The sequence below is a fragment of the Pseudomonas sp. RC10 genome (genome assembly GCF_038397775.1).
In the GTDB taxonomy this organism is placed as follows: domain Bacteria; phylum Pseudomonadota; class Gammaproteobacteria; order Pseudomonadales; family Pseudomonadaceae; genus Aquipseudomonas; species Aquipseudomonas bambusae.
This window is the reverse complement of sequence record NZ_CP151650.1, coordinates 6,700,978-6,711,602: the sequence shown is the minus strand read 5'-3', so window position 1 is coordinate 6,711,602 and position 10,625 is coordinate 6,700,978. Positions and strand designations below refer to the sequence as shown.

Genomic DNA, 10,625 nt, shown 5'->3' with positions numbered 1-10,625 from the left:
GAGGAAAAGGGGATCGCTTGCAAAATGGGCGGGCATTTTAACAGGGTCGAAGGATTGTGCAGCGACCGTCTGACACTGTGATGCGTCACGCTATCTATATTTCGCCGTTTTGTTACATTTGCGCAGCACGCGGTGAATCTACGCGTTTGACGCCCCTCGTTTGAATGGGCGCCGATGTCTTTTGTTTGTGTGGGGAGCTAGCTTGTCTACGCCTGTCGAACCCTTGCGTTTGCTGCTTCTGGCGGACACGCCGGAATGGCCAGCGATATTGCGCGAGTGCCTGGCCCCCTTGGGGGAAGCCGTTTTTCTCGACTGCGCGTCGAGCTGGGACGCTATTGGCCAGCCTGATGACCCCTCGCATTCTTTTATCCTCTTCACGACCGCCGCCTTGCAGCCTGCGGCCGGTCAGTGCAGTTGGCCGACGGTGCTGTTGCTCGATGTCGAACCTGATACTGACCCTGTGGGCGTCAGTGATTGGTTGATTCGTGAAGCCCTGAATACCCAAAGCCTGCGCCGCTGCCTGCGTCATGTGCGCGAACGGGGGCTGCTGGAAAACACCCTGCAACGCCTCGCTGAGCAAGACCCGCTGACCGGCATTGCCAACCGTCAGGGGTTTCAGACGTTGCTCGCGGCGCGCCTGGTGGAGTTCGACGGGCGAGGGCTGGCGCTGGGGCACCTTGACCTCGACAATTTCCGTCGAGCCAACGACGCGCTGGGCCATCAGGCCGGGGACCGCTTGATTCTGCAGGTCGTGGCGCGGATGAAGAGCCAGCTCGAAGCCTGTGATCAGCTTGCGCGGCTCGGCAGCGATGAATTCGCCCTCTTGATCGATACCCGCCGTGCGCCGGATCGCGCTGAATGGATGGCCGAGCGCATCACCGAAGCGCTGTCCGAGCCTTATTGGGTGGATGGCGAGAGCCTGCTGATCGGTTGCAGCCTCGGGATCGCCCATGCCCGCGCTGACGCCGGGGCGGATCCGCTGATGTGGCATGCGCACATCGCGATGCAGCAGGCCAAAGGCATTCAGGGCTGCACCTTCCACGTTTTTAACGAACGCATTAATCGCAACGCTCGCAGCCTCGCCGATCTGGAAAGCGAGCTGCGCCGGGCGTTGCGGCGTGACGAGCTGGAGCTGCATTACCAGCCGCGTCTGTGCCTGAATACCGGGAAAATCCTCGGTCTTGAAGCCCTCGTGCGTTGGCGCCATGCCGAGCGCGGGCTGTTGCCGCCAAGCGAATTCGTGCCGTTGGCCGAGCAGAGCGGGTTGATCGTGCCTCTGGGCTATTGGGTGATTTCCCGCGCGTTGCGGGACATGCAGACCCTGCGGGAAAAAGGCCTGCCGCCGCTGCACATGGCGATCAACCTGTCGTTCCGCCAGTTCCAGGACAATCAGCTGCTGCCGACCCTGGACCGCCTGATCAGTGATCGCGGCGTAGATGCGCAGTGGCTGGAGTTCGAACTGACTGAAACTGCGGTCATGCGCCGCAGCGATCTGGTCAAGCAGACCATGGATGCGCTGGGACGCTTGGGCGTGCGGTTCTCGCTGGACGACTTCGGCACCGGCTTTTCATCATTCGTGCACCTCAACAGCCTGCCGATCACGTTGCTCAAGATCGACAAGAGCTTCGTGGGCGAGATGGAACAGCGTGAGGAAAACCGCAAGCTGGTGCACGCCATGATCAACCTGGCGCACAACTTGAGTCTGGAAGTGGTGGCGGAGGGGGTCGAGACGCCGGAGCAATTGGCGTTGCTGCGCAGCTTCGGTTGCGATCAGGCGCAGGGGTATCTCATCAGCCACCCGCTGGCGCTGCCGGAATTGCTGGCTTACCTGATGTTCGATCAAAAAGGGCGGGTGGCGCAGGGGCTGTGAAGTGGCCCGGTTCTGATCTGTAGGAGCGCGCTTGCCGACGGTGGCGGTTTCACGCTTCGTCTGTAGGAGTGAGCTTGCTCGCGATGGCGGTGTGTCAGGCACTGATAACGTGACAGACACGTCGCCATCGCGAGCAAGCTCACTCCTACAGAAGCCGGGGTGTGTCTCAGCCCATCACCACAACGCCCGTCGCTTCTTTACGCAGCAGCTTGGCGACCTTGTGTTCGAAGGCGTAGGTCAGTGCGACCGCCGAACACAGCAACCCGACCGCCAAGCCCCACCACACACCTTCAGCGCCTTGGCTGGCCAAGAAACCCAGCCCCCACGCCAGCGGCGCGCCGACGACCCAATAGCTGGCCAAACCGATGAGAAACGTCGTCTTGGCATCCTTGAAGCCCCGAATGGCGCCCATCGCGATAGTCTGGGTGCCGTCGAGAATCTCGAACCATGCGGCAATCGCCAACAGTTTCACCGCCAACTCGACGACGCTCTGGTATTTCGGATCGTTCAGGTCGACGAACAGCCCGATCACCACGTGCGGCGCCACCCAGAACAGAACCCCGAACGCCAGCATCAGCAGCCCTCCGAAGGTGATGCCCACGCGCCCAGCCGTACGCGCCTGCAGCAGATTGCCGCCGCCGTAATGCAGGCCGATGCGCATCGTCACCGCGTAGGAAATCCCGACGGGAATCATGAACGCCATCGACACCGACTGCAGCGCGATCTGGTGCGCCGCCATCTGCGTGCTGCCCATCGCGCCCATGCAGAAGGCTGCGAAGGTGAACAGTCCGACTTCCACCGCGTAGGTGCCGCCAATCGGCAGGCCCAGCCGCCACAACTCTTTGAGGCTGGCGCGCGACAGGCTCATCAGACCTACGTGTAAAGGGTACGCGGCGTACACCTTGTGGTAACGAATGTGCAGCCAGAGTGCCAGCGCCATGCTGTTGGTGACAATGGCGGTGACCAGCCCGATCCCCATCAACCCCCAATGCGGCAACCCGAACAGGCCGTGAATAAAGGCGTAGTTGAGGCCGAAGTTGGCCGCGACCCCGACCAGGCTCACCACCATCACCGGCGTCGCGCGGCCCAACGCGCTGGTGAACCCGCGCAACGCCATGAAACTCAGCAGGCCCGGCAGCGCCAGCGGCAAGGTCAACAGGAATTGGCTGGCCATGTGAACGTTGGCTTCGGCCTGGCCGAAGTGCAGCAGAATCGGCGTCAGGTTCCAGAGAATCAGCGCGGCGACCAGCGCCATGCCCCATGCGAGCCAGAGGCCTGCTTGAGTCAGCCGCGTCGCGCCGAGGTCATCATTGGCGCCTTTGCGAATCGATACCAGCGTGCCCACCGCGGCCATCACGCCCACGCAGAAAAATGAAACGAAGTTATAGCTCGCCGCCCCCAGCCCACCGCCCGCGAGAGACTCCGGGCCGAGCTTGCCCATCATCACCGTGTCGGTGAAGACCATCAGCATGTGCGCCATCTGCGACGCGATCAACGGCCCGGCCACGCGCAGGATGATCCACAATTCTTTGAAGGCGTTCTGTTGCATGTTCGCGGCGCTCGGGAGGGGTGAGGCATTGATGAGCAGGCCATTGTCGTGATTCGAGGTGTAATGCACAAAGGGATAAATCCGATCATTGGCATGAGTAAAACTCATCCTGAGAATTTTGCAGTACAGTGCCGAGATCGCTATCACGCCAAGAGGAATGCGCCCGATGCCTCGTAGTCTTCCGCCTTTGTATGCGCTCCGTGCATTTGAAGCTGCCGCGCGGCACAGCTCATTTACCCGCGCCGCCGAAGAACTGTCGATCACACAAAGCGCGGTCAGTCGGCACATTCACACCCTTGAGCAGCACTTTGCCTGCCGATTGTTTCGTCGCAACGGACGCAATCTGCAATTGACCGAGGCGGCTCGGGAGCTGTTGCCGGGGGTTCGTGAAGGGTTCTCGGCGCTGGAGCGGGCGTGCAGTGCGCTGATGGCTGAAGAGGGTATTTTGCGCATGAAAGCACCCTCGACGCTGACCATGCGCTGGTTGCTGGCGCGGCTCAGCCGGTTTCGTCATTTGCAGGTGGGCAATGAGGTGCAACTGACGAGCGCGTGGATGGACATCGATAACGTCGATTTCGCTCAGGAGCCCTTTGACTGCGCGGTGTTGCTGAGTCGTGGGCATTTTCCCCCGGACTGGGAGGCGACCTATCTTTTTCCGGAACTGTTGATTCCGGTGGGATCGCCCAGCCTGCTTGATGACGCGCCTTGGGATGTTGCGCGACTGGCCAGCGCTGAATTGCTGCATCCCACGCCGGATCGCCGGGATTGGCGCAGTTGGCTTGAGCGCATGGGTTTGTCGGATCAGGTCTCGCTCAAGGGGGGACAGGTGTTCGACACCCTGGAATTGGGGATGATCGCGGCGGCGCGGGGATATGGGGTGTCGATGGGCGACCTGCTGATGGTGGCCGAAGACGTCCTCCAGGGCCGGCTCAGTCTTCCGTGGCGTACGGCGGTGGTCAGCGGCGAGAACTATTACCTCGTCTGGCCCAAGACCCGCCCGGGGGGAGAGCGGTTGCGCAGACTCAGCGATTTCCTGCAGGGCGAGGTGCAGGCGATGGAATTGCCGGATGTGACGATATTGGAGTGAGCATGCCTCGACAGCGAGGCTCACTTTCCCTGTCGGCCACCGGTTCTTCTGTGGGAGCGAATTCATTCGCGAAAAATAGTCCAGCCGCTAGAGGAGTGTTGGTTGTGCCGCCGCATCGCGAATGAATTCGCTCCCACAGGTTATGTGTCATGCCGAATCGCCTTCCGTCCTAAGACCCCGTGTAGGACTCAAGTATTTTCGGTGTCAGCCGAAGGTGTTATTACAGAGCCGACAACAATCGATCGGCCTATCGATACCCTCTATTAGAAATCAGCCCGAACGGTACACCTGAGGTCAGGACGATCCGGTCGTTTGGCAAGGAGTTTTCATGCCTCAACCCCGTGCCCGCATTGCCTCGCAGCTTGGCATCGCCTTGGCCGTCATCCTGGCGGTCGTCATCAGCGGCAGTACCCTGTTCGCCTTGCGTTCGCTGGATTCGGCGAACCTCGTTATCCGCGAAGAGCATATGGGCAGCGAAGCGCGGTTGTTGGCCGATCAGCTCAATACGTTCCACAGCACTTTGCGTGACAGCACTCAACGTTTGAGCGGGCTGTTCGAGAAGCGCTTCAGTGGCGGCCTGACGTTGCAGCCCGAGCAACAAATCACCGTTGCCGGGGTACAAACGCCTGCGCTCCTGCTCAATGGCAATCCGCTGAACAATGACTTCGCCGAAGTCGACGACTTCAAGAAAATGACGGCAGGCGTCGCGACAGTCTTCGTGCGCAACGGCGACGACTTCATCCGGGTCAGCACCTCATTGAACAAGCAGGACGGTTCCCGCGCCATCGGCACCGTACTGGATCACAAACACCCGGCGTACGAAAAATTGCTCGCTGGGCAGAGTTACGTGGGTCGCGCGCTGTTGTTTGACCGGCTGTACATGACCCAATACACCCCTGTGCGGGACGCGGGCGGCAAGGTCATCGCCGTGCTGTTTGTGGGCTTCGATTACACCGACGCGCAGAAGTCGCAGTTCGACAACCTCAAAAGCTTCCGCATCGGCTCGACCGGCTCGTTGGCCCTGCTCGACGAACAGAACAAATGGCTGGTGCCGCCAGCGGGCGTGAAGGATCTGGATCAGGCGAGCAAAACCTTGGCCGAATTCGTCAAAACCCCTAACAAAGGCCGTTTCTGGCAAGACGCAGGGGATGATTTCTACACGGTCGCTGAACCGTTCTCCGGTGGACCATGGATCGTGCTCGCCACCATGCCTAAAGCGGAAATCAGCGCCGTGACCTGGAGCGTCGGCACCCAACTCGCCATCGGTAGCCTGTTGGCGATGCTGATCGCAGTCGGCTCGGCGATCTGGCTGTTGCGCAGCAAATTGCAGCCGCTGTCGGACCTTGTGAATCAGGCCGAAGCCCTCGGCGCCGGCGACCTGAGCGTGCGCCTGAACGTGACGCGCCACGACGAAATCGGCCAGTTGGCCAACAGCTTCAACCAGATGGGCCAGGCGCTGGAAACCATGGTGTCGCATATTCGTATCGCGGCTCAGGAAGTCAGCGGGCGGGCGCAGGCGTTGTCTGGCCTGTCGGGCGGCGCGTACGAAGGCATGGAGCAACAGTCCGGTGAGATCACCAGCATGGCCGGCGCCGTCGAAGAGTTCAGCGCCACGGCCCTGACCATCGCCGACAACATGGGCAACACCGAGCGTCTGGCCCAGGGCAACGCCCAGCAAACTCGCATTGGTCGCGCATCGATGGAAGAAGCGTCGGCGTCCCTTGAGCAGATCGCCGGTTCGCTGGGTAGCACCGCCGCCGTGATCGACACCCTCGGTCAGCGTTCGCAGGAAATCGGCGGCATCGTCAGCGTCATCACCTCCATCGCGGAGCAGACCAACCTGCTTGCCCTCAACGCCGCCATTGAGGCTGCGCGGGCAGGGGAGCAGGGGCGCGGATTCGCTGTGGTCGCTGATGAAGTGCGTAATCTCGCCTCGCGCACCCGTCAGGCCACCGACGAAATCTCCGGCATGATCGCCAGCATCCAGCAGGAAACCGGCAACGCCATCAGCACCATGGAGCAGGGCAACACGCTGATGCAGGAAGGCCTGTCGCGTAACGCCAAAGTGGCCGCCGCACTGGCCCATATTGACGAGCAAAGCCGCTCGGCGGGCGAGCAATTCGCGTCGATCACCACCGCGACCCAAGAGCAAAGCAACACCGCGACGCTACTCAGTGCCAACTTGCAAAGCATTGCACTGGCCAACAGCGAACAGCGCGAAGTGGTGTCGAACCTGGCGGTGACGGCGCAAGAGTTGAACGCGCTGGCGGCGGACCTGCGCAAGGAAGTGGACCGCTTCAGGTAAAGGAAAACCTAGCTGCCCATGACATTTTGCAGGCGGATAGCGAGTTCGATGGCGAAGCGTCGTTCCGGCGTTTCAACATCGATGTCGAACAGTTCCTGAATGCGCGTCAGCCGATAACGCAGCGTGGTGACATGCACCCCCATCGCATCCGCGCAGGCCTGGCTGCGGCAACAGACTTGCAGGTAGGTCGAGAGGGTTTCGAGGTACGGCGTGCCGTGCTGTTTGTCGTGAGCGATCATGGCCCCCACGCTGTCGGCGACATAAGCGCGAATGTCTTCGCCGCCGACCGCTGCGATCAGCATCGGCATCGGCCCGAAATCCTGGCCTGAGAGGGGCCCGGTTCGTCCGAACGAGCGGGCAATGTCGATCATCCGGCGGCAACGCTCCCACGCCACGGGATAATCGTTCAGTGTCGTGCAGCAGCTGCTGGCCAGCACGATGGGTTCGACGGACAGGTAATGCATCAGGTCGTCAGTGATGCGGCGCATGACCTTGGTGATTCTCTCGGCGCCTTTTTCCCCTTCGAACGGCACAAGACACACCAGCCCCTTATCGATGGCGATCACCGTCGCGTCCATCCCGGCGCGTTGCAGGATGCGCGATGCGTTGTGATGGAAGTGGCTGGGCGCGGTGGCGTGCTTTTTCGCCCCGTCGGAAAAGTCCACGACGATCATCTGTTGCGGCGCGTTGAGATGAATGTCCAGCCGCTGCGCCCGTTGCAGCACGTCGTTGGCGTCCCGCCAGCGGCGCTCGATGACCTCGAAAAACAGCTCGGTCTGGGTGCGGGTTTCGAAGCGGAAGCGAATGACGCTGCGCATCATCTGCACGCTCAGGGCGAACTTGGCGCTTTCCAGCATCAGTTGGTCCAGCTCGCTCAGCGACGGCGCAACGGCAAACAGCACCAGTGCGCCCACCAGTTCGTGATCGACCGTCAATGGCTCGATCTGCGCCTTGAAGGTGAAATGCCGCGTGCCGTCGTCGAGGAACAGATTGACTGGCGTGCGCACTGAGCTGTTCAAGGTGTCGCGACAGGTTTTCGAAATCTGCGAACTGAGCACCCCTGCCACGGCGTTCTGCCAGCTGGCGTCGTCGAACATCAGTGTGTCCGGCGAGCGTCCCGCGATGACCTGGTTCGCCGCGAAATCCACCGCCACCAACGGGCTGGGCAACAGGCTGCCGACCATGAGCGATAGCGATGACACCGAGCCTTCCGCCAACACGTGTTCGAGCAGCGTAGTGTGCACGCGTAACGCTTGCTGCAAGCGTTCGGCGGCCAGGCGTTGCGCTTCCAACTGGTGCTCGCGCTCAACGGCAATGGCGCCCAGGTGAATGATCATTCCGAGGAAGGCCAGGTCTTCATCGCCGACTTCTTTGATGTGGCGCGACACCACGCTCAACACCATGGGGCGCCCTTCGAAATCCCGGCAGCTCATCGGCATGACCAGCACCGTGCGGTAATCGCGCTCGTAGGATTCCATGCGATAGCCCGAGTACTCGCTTTCGCGGACGTCGCGGATGTAGATCGGCTCGTTGCGTTGCAGGGCGATCACGGCGGGGCTCGACGCCAATTCCCAGCGGTCGCTGAGCGGGCGCTGCAACAGCGTCGGGTCGTGACGGGCGACGACGTACGCGTAGCCTTGGCTCATGTCGATGGACATGATCGACCCCAGCGTCCAGTCGGTGTGCTGGCAGCTGACCCGCACCAATTGGCGCAAGGTCAAGTCCAGATCGCCACCGGAGTTGATCTGGCTGGCGACATCACGCAATGACAGCAACTGCATCGTTCTATTCACGTCCGTCACCTTGCCTGGCCGGTGGGGTTTAAAACTAGCGTGGCCGATGACGCCAATACTTGCATCATTCCAGAGTAATGTTCTCGCTTTTTATCCGTCGAAACGCTGGAAGACGCACCCCATTACGCTCCCTAACCTGATGTCCATGCCCTCCACCGCGCTGTCCACGCAGCGCACGATTCATTTAACGAGAGAGTGACGATCATCATGGATACAGGCGTAAGAAAATATTCCACGTTCATTGAGGAAACGTTCATCGAAGGCGGCAAGGAGGCCGATCGCCCCATCACCATGGTCGTCGTCGCGGCGGTTTTGAAAAACCCGTGGGCAGGCCGCGGATTCGTCGAAGACTTGCGCCCTGAGATCCTGCGCCTGGCCCCAACGCTTGGGCAGGAGCTGACGCGACGTCTGGTGGCGCTGATGCCGCCGGACAAGGTGGAAGCCTACGGCAAGGCCGCGTGTGTCGGCGTCAATGGCGAGATCGAACACGCGTCCGGCCTGATCCACACCCTGCGGTTTGGCAACATGTTCCGCGAAGCGGTGGATGGCACGGCCTACCTGAGCTTCACCAACGTGCGCAACGGGCCGGGCGCGCTGATTGCCCTGCCGATGGTGCACAAAAGCACCACCGGCAAGCGTTCCCACTTTCTCACCGCCAACTTCCAGATTGCCGATGCCCCCGGCCCGGATGAAGTGCTGATCGCCATTGGCGCCGCCGATGGTTCGCGTCCGCACCCCCGCATCGCGGACCGGTTTCAGGACATGGCTGAAATGGAAGCCGAGAAGCAACAGCGCTGACACCCGTGGGCCCTGCGCCCACCGACTTATCGCCTCTTCAAAGCAGCCCGGTCACGAATCGGGCTGCTTTTTTTTGCGTCGAAGATTCGCTGCAACAGGTGTGCTCTGAATACTCGGAAGGGCAGCAAAAAAAATCCCGACTTTGCTCTTTTTCGATGGAAGAACGCGAGCAATGGCAGGACTAGCCTTGCATCAAACCCGAGCAACAAAAAGGACAGAGTCAATGTCGAGCACGATGATCAGCGCCAACGATGCAGCAATCGATCCGGGTGCACTTCGCCAAGCGTTCGGCACTTTCGCCACCGGGGTGACGGTCATCACCACGCACGATGCCGACGGCCAGCCACGCGGAATGACGGCCAACTCGTTCACCTCGGTCTCACTCGATCCGCCGCTGTTGCTGGTCTGTGTCGGCAAATCGGCCCTGAGCTACACCGCCTTCGCGAGCGGCGACTGCTTTGCGGTCAATCTGCTGCACGAAGGTCAAACGGATGTTTCGGCCACCTTTGCCTCGAAATCGCCGGACAAATTCAAAACCGTCAATCATGACGTCGTGCACACCGGCGCGCCGATCCTGATGGACAGTCTGACCTGGTTCGATTGCTCGGTGGATCAGCGCGTCGACGCCGGTGATCACATTGTCCTGATCGGCCAGGTGCGTGCATTTGGCACCAGCCCGAAATCACCTCTGTGTTTCTGCCGTGGCAGCTACGCCAGCCTCAAGGAGCCGCTGCCGTCGAAATGGCTGGAGTCCCACGGCATGATCAGCGGCTACCTGATCGAAGCCGACGATTCGATTCTGCTCCGCGCCGATGGCAAGGGCGGGTGGAGCCTGCCGGTGTCGGGCCGAAGCCGCGGCAAAACCGAGCTGCCCGTGGATCAAGGCTCGCTCATGCTGGTGCCCGAATCCACGTTTCTCTATTCGGTGTTCGACGTCGATGACATCGACCCCGGTTACCTGATCTTCCGCGCCCAACTCGACACCGCAAGCTCCTCGCAAGCGTTGCCCGAGTCCCTGCGGTTCTTTCCGGTCGATCAGCTCCCCTACGACCTCATGCCCAGCAACGAAATGCGCTCCGTGATGCGCCGCTATGTGCGCGAGCGCAAAGATCAGCGTTTCAGCATTTACATGGGTTCGAGCGACGGCGGCCGGGTGGCAATGATCGACGGCGCCGCCCGGACCTGGGCCGACTTCTCCCGCGAACAACAACTGTGACAGCAGG

The 10,625-nt window shown here is 61.2% G+C and carries 7 protein-coding genes; 5 read left to right on the top strand and 2 right to left on the bottom strand.

The genetic code is table 11. The annotated features are described in order from the left end of the window. Positions 1-202: 202 nt before the first annotated feature. Complete coding sequence (locus AAEO81_RS30140; protein ID WP_341960881.1) at positions 203-1,870, top strand: bifunctional diguanylate cyclase/phosphodiesterase; 1,668 nt, start codon at positions 203-205, stop codon at positions 1,868-1,870. 166 nt (positions 1,871-2,036) lie between these two features. Here the strand turns inward: AAEO81_RS30140 and AAEO81_RS30135 are convergent, their stop codons facing one another. Further along, complete coding sequence (locus tag AAEO81_RS30135) at positions 2,037-3,419, bottom strand: NorM family multidrug efflux MATE transporter (RefSeq protein ID WP_341964654.1); 1,383 nt, start codon at positions 3,417-3,419, stop codon at positions 2,037-2,039. 166 nt (positions 3,420-3,585) lie between these two features. On the opposite strand from AAEO81_RS30135, the gene AAEO81_RS30130 reads away from it, so the two are divergent. Next, positions 3,586-4,506 (top strand): LysR substrate-binding domain-containing protein, encoded by a 921-nt coding sequence (locus AAEO81_RS30130; RefSeq protein WP_166594067.1) that lies wholly within the window; start codon positions 3,586-3,588, stop codon positions 4,504-4,506. A 328-nt stretch (positions 4,507-4,834) separates the two neighbouring features. Continuing rightward, positions 4,835-6,811, top strand: coding sequence for a methyl-accepting chemotaxis protein (locus AAEO81_RS30125; RefSeq protein ID WP_341960880.1), 1,977 nt, complete (start codon positions 4,835-4,837; stop codon positions 6,809-6,811). Between the two features lie 8 nt (positions 6,812-6,819). On the opposite strand, the gene AAEO81_RS30120 is transcribed toward AAEO81_RS30125, so the two are convergent. Then, positions 6,820-8,604, bottom strand: coding sequence for a helix-turn-helix domain-containing protein (locus AAEO81_RS30120; protein ID WP_341960879.1), 1,785 nt, complete (start codon positions 8,602-8,604; stop codon positions 6,820-6,822). Positions 8,605-8,811: 207 nt separating this feature from the next. Here AAEO81_RS30120 and AAEO81_RS30115 point away from each other — a divergent pair, with 207 nt between their 5' ends. Together AAEO81_RS30115 and AAEO81_RS30110 are read left to right on the top strand one after the other, a co-directional pair. Beyond that, on the top strand, positions 8,812-9,402 hold the full coding sequence (locus tag AAEO81_RS30115) for an amino acid synthesis family protein (RefSeq protein ID WP_166594070.1): 591 nt from the start codon (positions 8,812-8,814) through the stop codon (positions 9,400-9,402). A gap of 223 nt (positions 9,403-9,625) precedes the next feature. Next, positions 9,626-10,618, top strand: a complete 993-nt coding sequence (locus AAEO81_RS30110) for a flavin reductase family protein (RefSeq protein ID WP_341960876.1) — start codon at positions 9,626-9,628, stop codon at positions 10,616-10,618. The last annotated feature ends 7 nt before the right edge of the window (positions 10,619-10,625 follow it).

Bases quoted from the DNA above. Each gene is read 5' to 3' on its own strand.
- AAEO81_RS30135 (WP_341964654.1), bottom strand. From the start codon at position 3,419: ATGCAACAGAACGCCTTCAAAGAATTGTGGATCATCCTGCGCGTGGCC.
- AAEO81_RS30130 (WP_166594067.1), top strand. From the start codon at position 3,586: ATGCCTCGTAGTCTTCCGCCTTTGTATGCGCTCCGTGCATTTGAAGCT.
- AAEO81_RS30125 (WP_341960880.1), top strand. From the start codon at position 4,835: ATGCCTCAACCCCGTGCCCGCATTGCCTCGCAGCTTGGCATCGCCTTG.
- AAEO81_RS30115 (WP_166594070.1), top strand. From the start codon at position 8,812: ATGGATACAGGCGTAAGAAAATATTCCACGTTCATTGAGGAAACGTTC.
- AAEO81_RS30110 (WP_341960876.1), top strand. From the start codon at position 9,626: ATGTCGAGCACGATGATCAGCGCCAACGATGCAGCAATCGATCCGGGT.